Source organism: Devosia sp. (genome assembly GCF_040509215.1).
GTDB lineage: Bacteria > Pseudomonadota > Alphaproteobacteria > Rhizobiales > Devosiaceae > Devosia.
Window position 1 is genome coordinate 1 of sequence record NZ_JBEVLL010000358.1, and the last position, 17,553, is coordinate 17,553.

Sequence of the window (17,553 nt, forward strand, 5' to 3'; positions counted from 1 at the left end):
GCCATGGTCGTGGTCGTTGCCGCGTCCAATATCCTGGTGCTCTATCCCTTTCAGGTGCAGCTTGGTTCGGTCAATCTCGCCGATCTTCTGACCTGGGGCGCCTTCACCTTCCCCTTCGCGTTCCTCATCACTGATCTCACCAACCGCTACGACGGCCCGCGCAATGCGCGCCGCGTCGTTCTGGTCGGCTTTTTAGTCGGCCTCGCCGTGTCGTTCTACCTCAGCTTCAACCCGCTGCCCTGGAACGCCGGTGGCACGCCAGCAACGACCCAGCGCATCGCACTCGCCTCGGCGGCTGCTTTCGTAACCGGTCAACTGCTCGATATCAGCATCTTCTCTCGGCTGCGCGCCGTCCGGGCGTGGTTCCTGCCACCGTTGGCTGCCTCGCTCTTCGGCTCCATGCTCGACACAGCCATTTTCTTCACCATCGCCTTCGCCCCGGCGCTTGCTGGCGTCGATGCGCTCTTCGGCCTGCAGGACGGCTCGCTGGCCTTCCCGGCGCCATTCCTCGGCGTCGGCCCCGAAGTCCCGCTCTGGACGTCCCTCGCCGCCGGCGATTTCCTCGTGAAGTTCCTTGCCGCTCTGGTGCTGCTGGCCCCCTACCGTGCGCTGATGGGCAAGTTCAAGCCGCTGCCGCCGCTGGGTAGCAGCACGCTCGCCTAGCAGGTAACGCGAATCTCGGCAAAACCGGTGGTGGCTTCGTCACCGCCGGAGGTGACCGCGATCATGCAGGACGTGCCCGGAAGCGGCACGGTGCTGCCAGAGGGCACGGTGGTGCCGTCGGTCAGCGAAATATAGCCATTGCTGACATTCATCACCTCGATCGTCGTCTCGGTGCCGCATACGGGATAGGAATCCCCTGCGGCGACGAGGAGACGCATGCCCGAGGGCAGGCAATCGCCGTCGCTCTCGCTGGCAACCGCAGGGCCGGTCGCGGTCGGCGCCGCCTGTGGCGCTGCCTCGGCGGCAGCAGCCACCCCGCGCCAGTTCTGTTCGAGAATGGCAAGCCGGTTTTCGAGCGCCGACAGAGCCCCGGTATCAGGCGCCTCCGTCGTGGGCGCAGGCGCAGCGCCACGCTGGACATAGAGATCAAGGCTCAGTCGCAACTGGGCAATTTCGGTTGAAACCCGAACCATCTCACGCCGCATATCGGTGTAAATCCAGGCACTGGCCGCAAGCGAGGCCAGCCCGATGACCGAGGCGCAGATGCCAAAGATCAGGCTCTTCTTCAACCGGCGGCGGCGTCGGGGCCGCCTGACGCCGGCGAGAGCGGGAGAATCGATATCTCCTACGAGCACGTCAGGGGCTTCCCCGACGCTCCTCGTATCCGGCGATGGCTTCTCGCTCGGCTTGTCGTCCACGCTGCTCGCTCCTGCTCACATTGGCGTGACGGAGGTCACACCAAACTGGGGCCGAACTAAGGACCAATACTATTGCGCGGGCGTTGCAACTTCGGCCGTGGCCTGCTGCTGCTGCTGAGTGCCCGTGATCATGTTGCCAATGCCCGAGAAGAAGCCCGACACCGCCTGGCTCCGCTCCTTCAGCGCCACTTCGTTGGCCGCCTGTCGCTCGATACCGGCTGCCACATTGGCGAGGGCGCTTGCATCGGCGACCTTGCGCGCCTCGACCTCGGCATTCTGGTAGGTCGCCGGGCACGGTCCCATCGCATCAAGACCCGAGGCCGTCGGATTGAAAATGTAGCGCTGTTCGCACACGTCCCAGGCCGGCGGGGTCTTGGTCAGGTCGAAGTAATCGTACCCTTCCTTGATGTTCCGCCAGAAATTGAGGTGCTGGTTGGAGGCATTCTGGGTCAGGCTTGCCGTGGTCATGCGGAACGGGAATATCTGGACCTGGAAGCTCGGATTGCCGCCCTTGAAGCTTTCGCGGGCAAGCGCATAGATTTCGGCAATGCCCGCATCGGTCATGGCATAGCACCCCACCGACTTGCAGTCGCCGTGCACCATCAGGTTCGAACCGGAGCGCCCATTGGCGCGGTCGAACTTGTTGGGAAAGCCGGTATTGAAGGCGAGATAGTAGTTCGATTTCGGGTTCATCAGGCCCGGTGTGATCGTATAGAACCCTTCCGGGCTCTGATAATCGCCTTCCCTATACTTGGGTCCGAGATCGCCGGAATAGGAGCAGATCTCATAGGTCTTGAAGACCTTGTACTGACCAGAACTCGTGCGTTTCCACACCTCGAGCTGCTGTTCGCGCTTGAAGATGCGGACAACCATGCCCTCGGCGGGCGATGAGCCCATATCATAGAGCGCCTTCACCATGGCAGGAGCCAGGGGAATGTTGTGCCGGTTGTCGCCGCCCTTGACGAAATTGGCGCAGGCGGCAAGCCCGAACCCCAGCCAGAGGACGATGATGACAGCTGCGATACGATGAAAGATATTTGCAGTCACGAACAGGGCCTGAAAAATCCGCCCAGACGGGCAATGGTTAGCACAGCATGACTAGGCTGGGTGAAGGAAGCCTTATCACGCCGCCCACAGAGCCGAAAAGCTCCCGCTTTTCACGCAATAGTGTGGATGCCGGCCGGCCATATCGAGCCGATGACAGACGCGCTCAAACCCGCTAGAAAACCTGCAGCGGCCGGAAGGCGGCCCGCAGCTCGCGCCTCCCCGGAGGCATGGCAAATGCCTTCCCTTGCGACACGCGCTTCCCTTTCCTTTCCGGGCGACGCCGTCGGCAATGCGAGCGCTGACTAGACGTTTCGCCCGAGTGGAGACGGAACCCATGCGCGATTTTCGCGATGCAAAAGCCATGGCCAAGGCACTGAAACTGGCCCTCGAACAGGACGGCAAGGAAATCGCTCACGCCCGAGCGCTCGAAATCGTGGCGCGACAGTTCGATTTTCCAAGCTGGAACGTGCTTTCGAGCAAGATCGAGAGACAGGACCAACAGCCCGCCATCGCCTTCGAGCAGGCCGTACCGATCGTGCGCATCTTCGATCTGGCAAAAACCCAGGAATTCTATTTCGACTTCCTCGGCTTCTCGCTCGATTGGGAGCACCGCTATGGCGAAAATTTCCCGGTCTATATGCAGGTCTCGCGCGCAGGGTTGCGACTGCACCTTTCCGAACATGCCGGGGACGCAACGCCCGGCGGCAATATGTGCGTCTATATGAAAGGCATCCGCGCTTTCCATGCCGAGCTGATCGGGAAAAACTACCGCTACATGAAGCCGGGGCTCGAAAAGAGCGATGACCGGCTGGAGGTGACCGTCACCGACCCCTTCAACAACCACATTCGCTTCATGGAAATCGTGGGCGCCTGAGCGCGATACAGCCGTCACTGCAGAAGCGGTGACGGCTGATGCAAGCTGATCAGGTGTTGGCCGCCTTGGCATTGGCCTCGGCTACCAGCTCATCCGGAATGTCGTCGAAGCTCGCGTAGTTCATGTTGTAGAGGCGCGAATAGAGCCCGCCCAGCTCCATGAGCTGGTCGTGATTGCCCTCTTCGATCTTTTCGCCATTCTGCAACACGATGATCCGGTCTGCCCCGCGGATAGTGGCGAGGCGGTGTGCGATGACGAGGCCGGTACGGCCCTTGAGCAGGATTTCGAGAGCCTTCTGGATCTGCCGTTCCGTATAGCTGTCGATATTGGCTGTCGCCTCGTCGAGCACCAGGATTTTGGCATCGGCAACCAGTGCGCGGGCAAAGCTCAGGAGCTGGCGCTGCCCCAGCGAGAGGTTGGAGCCGCGCTGTTCGAGCCTGCTGTCATAGCCGCCCGGCAGGCGTTCGATGAACTCATGCGCACCAACCGCCTTGGCCGCCGCGATGACGTCCTCACGGGTCGCCGAAGCCTTGTTGTACTTGATGTTGTCGAACACCGAGCCGGTAAAGAGGAACGGCTCCTGCAACACCATGGCGACCTGCTCGCCCAGGCTTTCCTGGGTGACGTTGCGCACATCATGCCCGCCGACCAGCACCGCCCCGCCCTGCACTTCATAGAAGCGATGGACGAGCGACATGGCGCTGGTCTTGCCCGAGCCCGTCGGTCCGACAAGCGCGACGGTCTCGCCCGGATTGACCCGGAAGGAGACATTCTTCAGCACTGGCCGCGCCGGATCGTAGCCAAAGACCACATCGTGGAAGGCAACCGAGCCATCCATGTCGCCGGTCAGCGTCAGGGCATCGGGCTTGTCGTTGATGGTCACCGGCAAGTCGAGCACTTCCGTGATGCGGCGGCCCGAGGTCATGGCGCGCTGCATGATCGAATATTGCATGGTCAGCGAGCGGATCGGGTCGAAGAAGCGCTGGATATAGAAGAGGAACGCGACGATGACGCCGACCTGCAACGTGCCGTTGAGCACCAGAGAACCGCCGACCAGCACCACGGTCGCCATGGCAATGCCGGTGAGGCTGTCGACGATGGGCACCATCACCTGAGCATATTTACTGCCGGTGAGCTGGGTTTCTAGGTTGTGATAGGCCTTGTCGTCATAGAGGTCGAAATTGACCTGCTGGCGCTCAAGGTTCTGCACGGTACGCACGCCATTGATGCCTTCGGCCATGGCGCCATTGGTCAGCGAGTTGGTCTCATGTGCTGCCCAGAAGGCGCGCTTGGCCGGCGGTAGCCAGAAAATGCGGACGATGAACAGCACCGGCATGGTGACGAGGGTGAGGAGCCCCAGCCATGGATCGAGCGTCAGCAGCACCGCGACGATGCCGAAGAGCAAGACGATATCACCAACGGAAATGACCGAGGTTTCCAAAAATTCCTGCATGGAATTGACGTCGCCCTGCAAGCGACTCATCAGCCGGCCGACTTCGGTCTTGTCCATGAAACTGAGGGACACGCGCTGCAATTGCGCGAACATGGCGCGACGCATGTCGAACAGCACATTTTCGGCAACCTGCCCCACCTGTGTTTCCTGCACGTAGGAAGCGGCGAAATTGAACAGCACGGCCACGGCAAAGGCGAGCACGGCCCATGTCAGATTGTTGGCGTTGCCGCCCGCCACCATGGCGCCGTCAATGGCCCAGCCAATGATCAGCGGAATGGCAAGCTGGGTGGCGGTGAACACCAGCACGGCAGCCACCGAGAGATAGATCTTGACCCGATAGGGTTTTACGAAAGCCCAGATACGGCGCACCGTCTTGGGGTCATAGGCTTTTCCAAAGACCTCTTCCTCGATCCGGTGGCTGCCCACCGAGGCGCGCGGCGGCCGTTGGCCTGGAAAGCTCGCGACGTCCCGTTCTTCGTCCTCGACCACGCTCATTGGGCGGCCCTTTCTGCATCGATATCCTCGGTCGGTCGCGTCTGGAGGTCATAAAGCGCCGAATAGCGCCCGCCCAGAGCCAGGAGTTCGGCATGGCTGCCGCGCTCGACGATTGCGCCGTCTTCGAGGAAGAGAATGGTGTCGGCATGCATCAGTGAGGACAGGCGATGCGCGATGATGATGGTCACGCGATCGCTGGCATAGGCGCGGATGGCCGAGCGGATACGGTGCTCGGTGCCGGCATCGATAGCCGCCGTTGAATCGTCGAACACCATGACGGCCGGGCGCATGACGAGGCTACGCGCAATGGCGAGGCGCTGACGCTGACCGCCCGAGAGGGACACCCCGCGCTCGCCCACGACGGTATCGTAGTCGGTCGGCAGGCCCATGATATAATTGTGGAGCTGGGCGCTTTCCGCCGCCTTCTCGATCTTGGTTTCCTTGGCCCAGGGATCGCCATAGGCGATGTTGTTCTCGATCGTGGTGGTGAAGAGGAAAGAATCCTGCTGCACCACGCCGACCTGCCGACGCAGCGATTCCAGCGTCACGTCGCGTACGTCCTGGCCGTCGATGGTGACGCGCCCCGAAGTGACGTCGTAAAAGCGCGGGATGAGATTGGCGACGGTCGACTTGCCGCTGCCGGGCGCGCCGACAATGCCGATGGTCTCGCCAGCCCGACCTTCGAAGGTGATGCCCTTGAGGGTCGGATGGGTAGCGCCGGGATAAGTGAAATGCACGTCCTCGAAGCGCAGCGTCCCCTCACCAAGCAGCAGTGGCTGTGCCCCCGGCTTGTCCTCTATGTCGATGCCTTGGTCGATAAAGGCATAGAAACGCTCGCCGCAGGTATCGGCGCGGGCGAAGGAATTGACCATCAGGCCGAGTTGGCGCACCGGCATCTGCAGGATGGTCATGAAGGTGAGGAAGCTTGCCAGCGTACCAACGCTTATTTCCCCACCAATGACCTTGTTGCCCCCGACCCAGAGCACCAGGCCCATGGCGGCAAAGAATGAGAAGGTCATCATGGACGTGTTCTTGACGCGGATCAGCACGCGATCATGCGCCAGTTCCAGCGCCGCCTTGGATGCCTTGTCGAATTTGACAAGCTCGAAGAGCTGGCCCGAAAAGGCGCGCACCACGCGGATGCCGCTGAGATTCTCATCCATGACGCGGGTCATGATCGAGAGCCGCTCCTGCAGCACGACCCAGGTAGCGCGCAGCTTCAACTGCGCCACCGACGAGCGCCAGGCGACAAAGGGCACGAAGCTCAGGGCGAGCAGCCCCAGGACCACATCGGTCGTCAGCAGCATATAGGCGCCGACCCCGATCAGCACCGTGAGCAGGATCGTGCGCACGAAGCCGGTCGAAAAGAACATGCGCACGCCATCGAGATCGAGGAGACCCAGGGTGATGAGATCGCCCGAATGCACGCGGTCATGGTAGGAATAGGAGAGCTTTTGCACCTTGTCGTAGAAGGCGAGGCGCAACTCGTAGCCGACATGGTGGCCGACCGATTCTGAATAGTAGTTCTGCACCAGGGTGAACAATCCGCGCGCCACCGAGACAAGGAGCAGCGTCACCGCGCTCCAGAGCAATGCCTGCTGGGCCCCCTCCGCCGCCGTGCTCAGCACGTTTTGTGCCTGATCGACCGCATGGCCGAGCAGGCGCGGGATCATCAATTGCAACACCGAGGCGATGATCGTTGCACCAATGGCCAGGCTCGCCTGCCAATAGTGCCGCAGGGAGAAGAAGGTGATGCGCAACAACGGGCTTCGGCCTTTGCCGGCATATACGGCGGCCAAGTGAGCCCGAGCATCGCCGCGTGAACGTTCGCGGCCAGCCTTGAGGGTAGGCAAGGGACTATCCAGACTTTAAAAAGTGGAGCCCGAAGGGGGAGGCGGGGATCCGTCGACCGGGATCGGGCAAATCAATGCCTGCCTATAAAAGTCGCATTGCGCGTACCATTCAAGGTGCAAATTGCGCAAATTTCGCAACTTTTCGACGTCCCGTCATGGGTGAAGGGCTCCAGTGGAGCCTTTCAAGTCGAAAAGGCCACGAGAGCTACGCTCGAGTGGCGAGGCGTCCCGCTACGCGGAACGCCAAAAAGGGCTTGTTGGGTCTCGGTAAAATGGCGAGGGCGCCTACTCCAGCCGCACCAGCAGATCCTTGGCGTCGATCTGATCGCCCGGACGGATGAGCAGCTCCGCCACAACGCCATCGACCTCGGCATGGATCGCCGTTTCCATCTTCATGGCTTCGATCGAACACAGGACGTCACCCGCTTCGACCTTCTGGCCTTCCTTAACGGCAAGCGTCGAGATGACACCCGGCATCGGCGCGCCAACCTGCTTGGGATCGCCCGCCACTGCCTTGGCGCGAACTTTGACTTCTCCGGCCTTCAACCGGTCCGGCACAACAATGGTGCGCGGCTGGCCGTTGAGATCGAAGAAGACGCGAACCTCACCCTTTTCATTGGTGGGGGCGCGGCCGAGATAATTGACGACCAGCGTCTTGCCCTTTTCGATATCGACAAGCAGCTCGTCGCCTTCGTCAAGGCCGTAGAAATAGACCGGCGTCGGCAGGGCTTCGGTCGGACCATAGCGGTCCTGGGTCTTTTCGAAATCCGAATAGACTTTGGGGTACATTAGGTACGAGGCCAACCGGAAATCGTCGACCGGCACACCGACCTCGTCCGAAATCTTCTTGCGCTCGGCTTCGAGGTCCACGTCCTTGAGATAAGAGCCTGGACGCTCGGTCAGCGGCGTCTTGCCCTTCAGGACCTTCTTCTGCAGCGCCTGCGGGAACCCGCCGGGGGGCTGGCCGAGATCGCCGGCAAAGAAGCCCACTACCGAATCGGGGAAGGCGATGTCCTTGTCCGGATTTTCGACATCCGTGCGAGTGATGCCGGCCGAAACCATGGCCAGCGCCATGTCGCCGACAACCTTGGAGGACGGGGTCACCTTGACGATATCGCCGAACATTTTGTTCACGTCAGCATAGGTTTGGGCGACTTCGTGCCAGCGGGTTTCAAGACCGAGCGAGCGCGCCTGTTCCTTGAGATTGGTGAACTGGCCGCCCGGCATTTCGTGGAGATAGACTTCCGAGGCGCCGCCCTTGAGATCGCTCTCGAAGGCCCGGTACTGGGTGCGCACGGCTTCCCAATAGAACGAGATCTGGCGGATCGCCTTGGGATCAAGCTCAGGATCGCGGTCGCTGCCTTCAAGCGCGGCAACGAGCGAACCCAATGTCGGCTGGCTGGTGGTCGAGGAGAGGGCGTCCATCGCCGCGTCGACGGCGTCGACACCAGCTTCCACCGCCGCCAGAACCGTCGCCGCCGAAGCGCCCGAGGTGTCGTGGGTGTGGAGGTGGATCGGCAGATCGGTCTCGTTGCGTAGCGTCGAGATCAGCTTCCTGGCCGCAGCAGGCTTCAAAAGGCCCGCCATGTCCTTGATGCCGAGCACGTGGACGCCAGCGGCCTCCAGCTCCTTGGCAAGACCGACGTAGTATTTGAGGTCATACTTGGAGCGATCGGGGTCGAAGAGATCGCCGGTATAGCAGATGGCGCCTTCGGCAACCTTGCCCTCGGCCGCCACTGCATCGATCGAGACGCGCATGTTCTCGACCCAGTTGAGGCAGTCGAAAATGCGGAAAACGTCAACGCCGCCGCGGGCCGCCTGCTTCACGAAGAACTTCACGACATTGTCGGGATAGTTCGTGTAGCCGACGCCGTTGCTGCCGCGCAGCAGCATCTGGGTCAGAATGTTGGGCGCGCCTTCGCGCACACGGGCCAGGCGTTCCCAGGGATCCTCATTGAGGAAGCGCATGGAAACGTCGAACGTTGCCCCGCCCCAGCATTCGAGGGAGAAGAGGTTCGGCAGGCCACGCGAATAGGCCTGGGCAATGCGAGTGATGTCGAACGAGCGCATGCGCGTTGCGAGCAGCGACTGATGCGCGTCGCGCATGGTCGTGTCGGTAAAGAGCACGCGGCCCTGACGCTTCATCCACTTGGCAAGGCCAACCGGACCATCGCGATCGAGCACCTGACGGCTGCCTTCCACGACAATCAGCGGATCGAATTCCGGCACGAAGGGCGCAGCGGCATCCGCCGGCGGACGCGGGCGATCGCGGACTTCCGGGTGGCCGTTGACGGTCACATCGGCGATGTAGCTGAGAAGCTTGGTGGCGCGATCACGACGCGGCTTGAAGTTGAACAGCTCCGGCGTCGTATCGATGAAGCGCGTCGTATAGCGGTTCTCGACAAAGTCCGGATGCGTGATGATGTTTTCAAGGAAGGCGAGATTGGTCGCGACGCCGCGAATACGGAATTCGCGCAACGCGCGATGCATACGGGCAATGGCTTCTTCAGCCGAAGGAGCCCAGCAGGTGACCTTTTCGAGCAGCGGATCGTAGTAGCGCGTGATCACGGCACCAGAATAGGCGGTACCGCCATCGAGACGCACACCGAAGCCGGTCGCGCCGCGATAGGCGGTGATACGGCCATAGTCCGGAATGAAATTCTGCTCCGGATCTTCCGTCGTCACGCGGCACTGGATGGCATTGCCGTTGAGCTTGATGTCTTCCTGCAGCGGCACACCCGATTCCGGTGTGCCGATGACAGCGCCGTCGAGCAGGTGAATCTGGGCTTTGACGATGTCGATGCCGGTCACTTCTTCGGTGACGGTATGCTCCACCTGAATGCGCGGGTTCACTTCGATGAAGTAGAATTTGTCGGTGTCGGCATCCATGAGGAATTCGACCGTGCCGGCGCCACGATAGTTCGCGGCATTACCAAGGCGGACTGCAGCGTCGGTAAGCTCCGTGCGCACCGCATCGGAGAGATAGGGCGCAGGCGCGCGCTCGACCACCTTCTGGTTGCGGCGCTGCACCGAGCAGTCACGCTCATAAAGATGCACGAGATTGCCGTGATCGTCGCCGATAAGCTGCACTTCAACGTGGCGGGCGCGCTCGATCAGCTTTTCGAGATACATCTCGTCCTTGCCGAAGGCCGCCTTTGCCTCGCGCTTGCCTTCCGAAACTTCCGAAAGCAGCGTCTTTTCGTCCATGATGCGGCGCATGCCGCGACCGCCACCGCCCCACGACGCCTTGAGCATCAGCGGATAGCCGATCTCGGCCGCCAGTTTCTTGATCTGCTCTGGATCATCAGGCAGCGCTTCCGTCGCGGGCACAACCGGGACCTTTGAGGCAATCGCCATATTGCGCGCGGCAACCTTGTTGCCGAGATCGCGCATGGTCTGGGCGCGCGGGCCGATGAAGATGAGGCCGGCATCGTCGCACGCGTCGACGAATTCCGGGCTTTCCGAGAGGAGGCCATACCCGGGGTGGATGGCATCGGCGCCGGAGATCCGGGCGATACGGATATACTCTTCAATCTGCAGATAGGCTTCGACCGGGCCCTTGCCCTTGCCGATCAGATAGGCCTCGTCGGCCTTGAAACGGTGCAGCGCCAATTTGTCTTCTTCGGCATAGACCGCAACGGTCTTGAGCCCGAGTTCGTTGGCGGCACGAAACACGCGGATGGCGATTTCGCTACGGTTGGCGACGAGGATTTTCTTGATTGGCATCGATTTAAATTCCGAGCAGGAGAGGTTGAGGACCCGTTTGCCCGGGTCCGGCTCAGCAATGTCGGTAGAATGGATGGCGGGCCATCCACGCCGCCAAGTTGGTTATGTCAGCTTCTCGAAAGAATGCCGGCCAGATGGCTCATGTCGTAGCCGGCTTCCGCCGCCTGCGAGATGATATCGGACGCATCCATTTCACCAGCCTGGCTCAGCGCCCATAGGGTCGTCGAACGGGTGCCGGAACGGCAGAAGCAGAATACAGGGCCGTCGCTCCCCTCGATGACGGCCTTGGTCTTCTCGACGAGATCGGCATTGACGCCTTCTCGCCCCAGCGGAATAGCATGATAGGCAAGCCCGGCCGCCTTGGCGGCAGCCTCGATTTCCTCACCTGCCGGCTGGTCAGGTGATTCACCGTCGGGACGGTTGTTGACGATGGCAACGAAACCCAGGGATTTGAGCGTGGCGACATCTTCGGGGCTGATTTGCCCAGAAACACTGACGTGATCGTTGATCCGCTTCAAGTCCAAGTCGCTACTCCCCGAATTCGCCCATTGGCTTCCCGCCCCCCTTATATCCACCGGGCGGCAAGCCATGCAACTGTCGGTTAGTCGAAGAGTACTAAGAGTTACGGTTAGGCCGCATTGGCGACCGAAGGACGCTTGAGCGGCGCCGGCCGTCCAAGCAGATATCCCTGGAAGGCGCCGCACCCCGCCCGGCGCAGCATATCGAGCTGGGCTTCGGTCTCGACGCCCTCGGCGATGACATCGACCTTGAGCGAGCGGGCAATATCGCAAATCGCCTCGACGATCATCGCATCGATCCTGTTATCGCCGAGATTGGCGATATAGGTGCGGTCGATCTTGATGATGTCGAAAGCAAAGCCGCGCAGATACTGAAGGCTCGCATGCCCGGCCCCGAAATCGTCAATGGCGACCTTGAGCCCCAGGGCACGGATCGCATCGAGATTGGCCTGTTCCACCGCACCCGCCACCATGGGCACCGTTTCGGTGACCTCGACGATCAACCTACCGGGATCAATACCCATCTCCTCAACGACCAGGCCTAATTGTCTTGCGAAGTCTGCGCGGCGCAATTGCGCCGGCGACACATTGACCGCTACCGGCGTACCGAGCGCCTCGAGGTCGGCACAGGCGCGCCGCAACACCCAATCGCCAAGCTTGTCGATCAGGTCGCTTTCCTCGGCAATGGCAATGAATTGCGCCGGCGGAATCATGCCTCGCACGGTATGCCGCCAGCGCAGCAGCGCCTCGTGCGAGCGCACGCGCATGTCGGAGCCGTAGACCGGCTGATAATGCAGTTCGAGTTCGTCCATCAGCAGCGCCGCGCGCAATTCGCGCTCGATAAACCGCCGATGTCGCTCATCGCCCAGCATGTCAGGATCAAAGGCCACGACCTGGCGGCGCCCGGCCTTCTTGCCCTTGTAGAGCGCGAGGTCGGCCTTGGCGATGAGATCATCGACATCGGTGGCGTCGGCCGGCGCCAGTGCCATACCGATGGTGGCCGAAAGACGGGTCGGCCGTCCGGCGACATTGACCGGCTGATCGAGCCGGCGCAGCAATTCTTCCCCCAGGCGCCGCAGCGCACCTCGGTTGTCGCAGCCGGGAATGGCAATGCCGAACTCGTCGCCCCCGAGGCGCCCGACAACAGCCCCCGGCATCACCGCGCCAATCGTCTTGGCAAGATGGGTCAGGGCCGCATCGCCCGCAGCGTGCCCGGCCCCGTCATTGAGGACTTTGAGATTGTCCATATCGAGCAGCAGATAGCCCAGCGACTTGTCCGAGCCGTGATGCACGTCATTGCGCAGCGCTTCCATGAAATAGGAGCGCGTAAAAACCCCGGTCAGCGCGTCGCGATGCACCGAGGCCATGATGGCCCGCGTGGCACGGGCGGAATGGAGAAGATCGCGACGGATCATGCGATGACCGGCAAAGAGTCCCGCCAGCCCCATGCCGCCAAGAGCGATGGCAATAAGGATCATCGAAGGATCGAGCCGACCCTCCGCCCGTTCGGCCGCCAGCAGTGCTGCGCCGATAGCCCCGACCAAGCTCACTGCAACGAGAGCGGCGATGGCCCGGTAGCTCGAAAGAATGCGGACAATCTGGTCGACCTGACGCAAATCCCTATCACCCGCGCTGTTTCTGCGAAGCGCGCGACCCGGCCGGGAAATACCGCGAGCAAGCATCGCTTGGCTCCGCTCTCTTAGTGAAAGATTCATAAATAGTTCAGGGGCTTAAAGGCGCAGGTAACGCCACATTACGTCACCGCGCAGCGCTCTGGATGACAGTTCGATGACAAATCATCGATGCCCGAACTTATGGTATATGGCGCGTAAAGCCTTCTAAGGGGTCGCCCCGACCCACGCCCCCCAAAGGTCTTGGCGGGTTGCGACGAAGCGCTCGGCAACCGCTTCGACCGTCGCGCCGGGCTCGTTGAGCTGGCCGAGCAGCGTGTTCATCTCCGAAATCGGCAGCGTGGCGCGCTGGAAATAGGAGGCTATGGACGGCGCTTCGGCAAAGACCCATTCCGCCAGAGCAATAACCACTGTTTCCGCCGGAAAGGCGGAGGGTACAGGCGTGGGGCAGGAGAGACGCGCGAGGCACTTCATCGCCTCTTCGTCATAGGCGCCCATATCGAGCGCGCGGAAATCGAGCTGCGCCAGCACCGCATTGGGCTGCCAGTAGTAGAGGATGAAATTCTCTCGCCGGCTTACCGCCTCGGCGATCAGCGCATCCATTTCGAAGCGATTGGCCGGCTCGACCAGCTCCACGAGATCACCCAACCCATAGGCTGCGATGAGATTGCGGTTGATCACCGAGCAGGCCCAATCTACCGGGCAGGAAATGAAACGCACCGGTGTTTCACTGGTCTGGGTCGAGAGCAGTGGTTGCAAACCGGCAGCGCTTGGCGGCCCGCCAAAGGCGCCCTCCATATAGGCGGGTATGAACCAGCCCTCCATGGTCGCCTCGGCAAAGCTCGGAGCGACGCTGCGCACCATCTGAGTTTCAATCGTGCCATTCCAGACATCGGCAATGCGCGTGACCCACATTTCCGGCGCCACGGCCGGCTGGCCGGTCGAACCCATGGATGAGGCGGTGGCTGCGAGGTCTCCCGGCACCACCTTTGCGTCGCAACCAAACTCGGCATTGAGAATGCGGGCGTGAATATCAGCCAGCAGCGCCGCCGAAGGCCAAGTCATGCGTGCAATGCTCATCGACTGGGTGCCGCAGGGCGGCGGCGGCGCAACCGGCGTCGAGACGACGTCCCCTGCTGGGGCAATCGGCGCCGCGGCCTCCCCACCTTGCGGTTGATCCTGGGCACTATCGAGCACGGTGATCTGCGCGATGGCTGGACCCGCCAGAAGGACCAGCAACAAGCCAGCAATAACAGGGTGCCGAAATAGCATGCGCATCCTCATTCCAACGGTGCCAGTCTATGCGCAATCGCCTTGCCTTAAGCAACCGCGAGCGTTCACCATTTTGCCCAAGACCCCCGGTGACTCCCAACACGAAAATGTGCAACAGTCCCTCTCAGCGGGGCGCGTGAGGCGCCCCCGGCATTCGTTGCAGCGCTGCAAGGAGGAGGCTGGCAAGGCCACCCGGCGCGCAACGTCAACAGAGGGACGTCCATTGTTCAAGAAAACCCTGACCCTGGCGGTCGCAGCTACCGCCATGTCCATCGCCGCTCCGGCTTTGGCCCAGGACACCGGTGCCACTATCGGCTTTATCGGCGGCTTCACCGGCCCGATTGAATCGCTCACCCCGCCGATCTTTGGCGGCGCTGAACTGGTCGTGAAGCAGATCAACGAGCAGGGCGGCATTCTGGGCGGCGAGCTCAAGCTCATCTCCGCCGACGGCGCCTGCGATGCAACGGCCGCTGCTGCCGCTGCCGACAAGCTCATCAACACCGACAACGTGACCGGCATCGTCGGCGCGCTCTGCACCGGTGAAACCATCGGCGCCTTCAACGGCTCGGGTCTCTCGGGCGGTGTCGTGTTCATCTCGCCGGCCTCTTCGGCTCCGGCCCTGACCACGCTCGAAGACAATGACCTTGTCTACCGCACCACCCCGTCCGACGCTCTCCAGGGTGTGAAGCTGGCCAACCTGCTTCTCTCCAAGGGCGTCAACGACATTGCCATCACCTATGTCAACAATGACTACGGTAAGGGCTTTGCCGATGCACTGGCTGCTGCCTACACCGCCGGCGGCGGTACCGTCGCTGCCAATCTCGCTCACGAAGAAGGCAAGGCCGATTATCGCGCCGAGCTCGGCAACCTCGTTGCCTCGCAGAACCTCGTGATCCTCGCCTATGCCAACGCTTCGGGTAACACCGTACTGCGTCAGGCTGTCGAATCCGGCAACTTCACCACCTACGTTGGTGGCGATGGCATGGTTGGCGACGACCTGCTGAACGGCATCGACACCGCTGCCGTCGAAGGCCTGATCGCGACCCGCGCCGGCGCCCCGACCGGCGAGGCCGTTGATATCTACAACGCCTTCACCGGCGAGAATTTCACGGCCAACGCCACCTACGCTCCGCAGGCCTATGACGCCGCCTTCCTCCTGGCTCTCGCCATCGAGAAGAACGGTTCGACCAGCCGCGAAGGTCTCGCCGCCGCGCTGCGCGACGTCTCCTCGGCTCCGGGCGAAAAGATCCTGCCCGGCGAATGGACCAAGGCTGTCGAGCTGATCAAGGCCGGCACCGACATCGACTATGAAGGCGCCGGTGGCCCGCTCGACTTCGACGCCGCTGGCGACGTTGACGGCATCATCGTCGAACTCGCTGTCGAAGGCGGCAAGTTCGTCGAGAAGGGTACGATCCAGTAAGTCGAAGCCCAAGGCATCGACCGATCAGAAAACGAGGCTCGGGAGCAATCCCGGGCCTTTTTCTTGGAAGTCCGAGCATGACCGACGATCCGACCCTACGATTTTACGCCGACAATGCCGCGACCTACGCCCAGCATGTGACCATTCCGACCGGCCAGCAGCTTAGCGCTTTCCTTTCCCTTCTTCCTTCCGGCGGCAAAATCCTGGAACTTGGCTGCGGCAATGGACGGGACGCCGCCCACATGCTGTCCCTTGGCTTTGACATGGATGCTACCGATGGCACGCCGGAACTGGCCGCAGAAGCTGAGAGGCGCATCGGGCAGCCAGTCCGCATCCTGCGCTTCGAGCAACTCGACGCGATCGGCGCCTATGACGGCATCTGGGCCTGCGCCAGCCTGCTGCACGCCCCAGCAGGCGATCTCGTCGATATTCTGAGCCGTATCCATCGCGCCCTGCGCCCCGATGGCGTTTTCACCGCCAGTTTCAAGGCCGGCAATGGCGAGGGCCATGACAGTCTTGGGCGCTATTTCAACTACCCCAGCGCCGAACGTCTCCGCGCCGACTATGCCTCCGCCGGTTGGCGTGACGTGGTGCTCGAGACCCGAATGGGCAGCGGTTACGACGCAAAGCCCACCGAATGGCTCTGGGTCACCGCCCAGCGTCCGGTCTAGCTATTGCGATAGCGTTTCGACCTCGATAGCCGGGCCATCCGTTCGCACCGTCACTGAAAGATGCTGTGCCTGCACCACGTCGAGCACCTTGCTCGGCCGGTAGGCACAGACGGCGACCCCACCCACAAAGCGCAGGCTGTCGTAAGCAATACCGTCTTCGCCGGACGCCCGCTGGCGCTCTCCAAACGCCTGGCTCGCGGCATAATCCTGCCGATCGTAGAGCGCGGGTTCATCAGCCCCGCAGAGATCGACGAACGTGCCCTCGAGCCGGGCGACATAGACGCGGAAACGGCGCGTCGCGGTCGCTTGGCGTCGTGCAAAGGCCTCGCGCCGCAGGTGGTGCGCCACCTCGGCAAGACCGGTCTCGATCCTGTCCGCTGCATACCAGGCACCAAGATCCGGCCCCGAAAATCGTCCGCCATCGGGCGCCGCATGGAGGAACGCTGCCATGACGATGGAGGAATTGGACCGACCAAACACCCACTCGCTTTGCGGCAACCGGGCGATACGTTCGGCAACGAGCCGATCATTGGTCCAGCCCGCAAGCTCCATCACCGCATCAAGATCAGCAGCGCGAGACACCGTGTCGAAAAGCCCGATTGGCGGAAATTGCGACGGGATCAGCCGAAAGCTCGGTTGCGGCGCTAGCGTATGACGCATTTCTAGCGCCACACGATATCTCCCGCCGTCGTCGCCGGAAAATCGGCATCGAGGCCATTGGGCGCCATATATACCCCGCCCCGCGCCGCATCGAGAAAGCGCCGGACCTGCACGATGCCATCGACCGAACCGGACGTGATCAGGCTGAGCGGCTTTTGCCCGCCAAAGACCGGCGCATCGTGCGGCCCCTTGAGCCAACCTAGCTGCTCCTGCGCATCGCCAAAGAGCACGCCCAATGCCTGATGAATGCCGAACACGCCCGAAAGGCGCATAAGCGCATCGACGTCGAGCGTCACCTCGCCCTGCTCGCGAGCGATCTTCATCCAGTTCTGATAGGTCGACCGGCTCGGATAGCCCAGTACCAGCCGGCGCTGCTCCTCGTTGAGCCCCCAGAGATCGGCAATGGCCACAAAGGTGCGGAGCGCCGGCGCACTCAGCCGCCGCCGATTGGCAGGCTCGAAGCGTTCAACGCCGAGAACCTGAGCCTGACCAGCAAGCGCGGACTGCGGCGCCTCACCAAAGCCAAATACAGACATCTCAATCTCCTTCGAGATCAAGATTGTCTATATTTG

14 protein-coding genes are annotated in these 17,553 nt (G+C 61.9%); 4 read left to right on the forward strand and 10 right to left on the reverse strand.

Annotated elements, in window-relative coordinates:
• A partial coding sequence (locus ABW043_RS20245; protein WP_353923000.1) for a queuosine precursor transporter occupies positions 1-663 on the forward strand: 663 nt, incomplete at its 5' end.
• Here ABW043_RS20245 and ABW043_RS20250 read toward each other — a convergent pair.
• Together ABW043_RS20250 and ABW043_RS20255 are read right to left on the reverse strand one after the other, a co-directional pair.
• The gene (locus ABW043_RS20250; RefSeq protein WP_353923001.1) at positions 660-1,361 is read right to left on the reverse strand and encodes a hypothetical protein; all 702 of its coding nucleotides are present in this window, start codon (positions 1,359-1,361) and stop codon (positions 660-662) included. The genes ABW043_RS20245 and ABW043_RS20250 overlap by 4 nt on opposite strands.
• A gap of 69 nt (positions 1,362-1,430) precedes the next feature.
• On the reverse strand, positions 1,431-2,408 hold the full coding sequence (locus tag ABW043_RS20255; protein WP_353923002.1) for a L,D-transpeptidase family protein: 978 nt from the start codon (positions 2,406-2,408) through the stop codon (positions 1,431-1,433).
• A gap of 334 nt (positions 2,409-2,742) precedes the next feature.
• Here ABW043_RS20255 and ABW043_RS20260 point away from each other — a divergent pair, with 334 nt between their 5' ends.
• Positions 2,743-3,282: a glyoxalase superfamily protein gene (locus ABW043_RS20260; protein ID WP_353923003.1), complete on the forward strand. Its 540-nt coding sequence runs from the start codon at positions 2,743-2,745 to the stop codon at positions 3,280-3,282.
• 49 nt (positions 3,283-3,331) lie between these two features.
• Here the strand turns inward: ABW043_RS20260 and ABW043_RS20265 are convergent, their stop codons facing one another.
• From ABW043_RS20265 to ABW043_RS20290, 6 genes are all read right to left on the reverse strand, one after another.
• Positions 3,332-5,230 (reverse strand): ABC transporter ATP-binding protein, encoded by a 1,899-nt coding sequence (locus ABW043_RS20265; protein ID WP_353923004.1) that lies wholly within the window; start codon positions 5,228-5,230, stop codon positions 3,332-3,334.
• Positions 5,227-7,029 (reverse strand): ABC transporter ATP-binding protein, encoded by a 1,803-nt coding sequence (locus ABW043_RS20270; RefSeq protein ID WP_353923030.1) that lies wholly within the window; start codon positions 7,027-7,029, stop codon positions 5,227-5,229. The genes ABW043_RS20265 and ABW043_RS20270 overlap by 4 nt, the downstream gene beginning before the upstream one ends.
• Before the next feature lie 339 nt (positions 7,030-7,368).
• Positions 7,369-10,809: a pyruvate carboxylase gene (gene pyc, locus ABW043_RS20275; protein ID WP_353923005.1), complete on the reverse strand. Its 3,441-nt coding sequence runs from the start codon at positions 10,807-10,809 to the stop codon at positions 7,369-7,371.
• Positions 10,810-10,916: 107 nt separating this feature from the next.
• Positions 10,917-11,333, reverse strand: a complete 417-nt coding sequence (locus ABW043_RS20280) for a protein tyrosine phosphatase family protein (protein ID WP_353923006.1) — start codon at positions 11,331-11,333, stop codon at positions 10,917-10,919.
• A gap of 104 nt (positions 11,334-11,437) precedes the next feature.
• Positions 11,438-12,943 (reverse strand): putative bifunctional diguanylate cyclase/phosphodiesterase, encoded by a 1,506-nt coding sequence (locus ABW043_RS20285; RefSeq protein WP_353923007.1) that lies wholly within the window; start codon positions 12,941-12,943, stop codon positions 11,438-11,440.
• A 222-nt stretch (positions 12,944-13,165) separates the two neighbouring features.
• Positions 13,166-14,230, reverse strand: coding sequence for a glycine betaine ABC transporter substrate-binding protein (locus ABW043_RS20290; protein ID WP_353923008.1), 1,065 nt, complete (start codon positions 14,228-14,230; stop codon positions 13,166-13,168).
• A gap of 223 nt (positions 14,231-14,453) precedes the next feature.
• On the opposite strand from ABW043_RS20290, the gene ABW043_RS20295 reads away from it, so the two are divergent.
• Both ABW043_RS20295 and ABW043_RS20300 read left to right on the forward strand, forming a co-directional pair.
• Entirely contained in the window at positions 14,454-15,650 is a 1,197-nt protein-coding gene (locus ABW043_RS20295; RefSeq protein WP_353923009.1) for an ABC transporter substrate-binding protein, read from the forward strand.
• 77 nt (positions 15,651-15,727) lie between these two features.
• On the forward strand, positions 15,728-16,321 hold the full coding sequence (locus ABW043_RS20300) for a class I SAM-dependent DNA methyltransferase (protein ID WP_353923010.1): 594 nt from the start codon (positions 15,728-15,730) through the stop codon (positions 16,319-16,321).
• Here the strand turns inward: ABW043_RS20300 and ABW043_RS20305 are convergent, their stop codons facing one another.
• On the reverse strand, positions 16,322-16,981 hold the full coding sequence (locus ABW043_RS20305) for an RES family NAD+ phosphorylase (protein ID WP_353923011.1): 660 nt from the start codon (positions 16,979-16,981) through the stop codon (positions 16,322-16,324).
• 2 nt (positions 16,982-16,983) lie between these two features.
• On the reverse strand, positions 16,984-17,517 hold the full coding sequence (locus tag ABW043_RS20310; protein ID WP_353923012.1) for an antitoxin Xre/MbcA/ParS toxin-binding domain-containing protein: 534 nt from the start codon (positions 17,515-17,517) through the stop codon (positions 16,984-16,986).
• Positions 17,518-17,553: the final 36 nt, after the last annotated feature.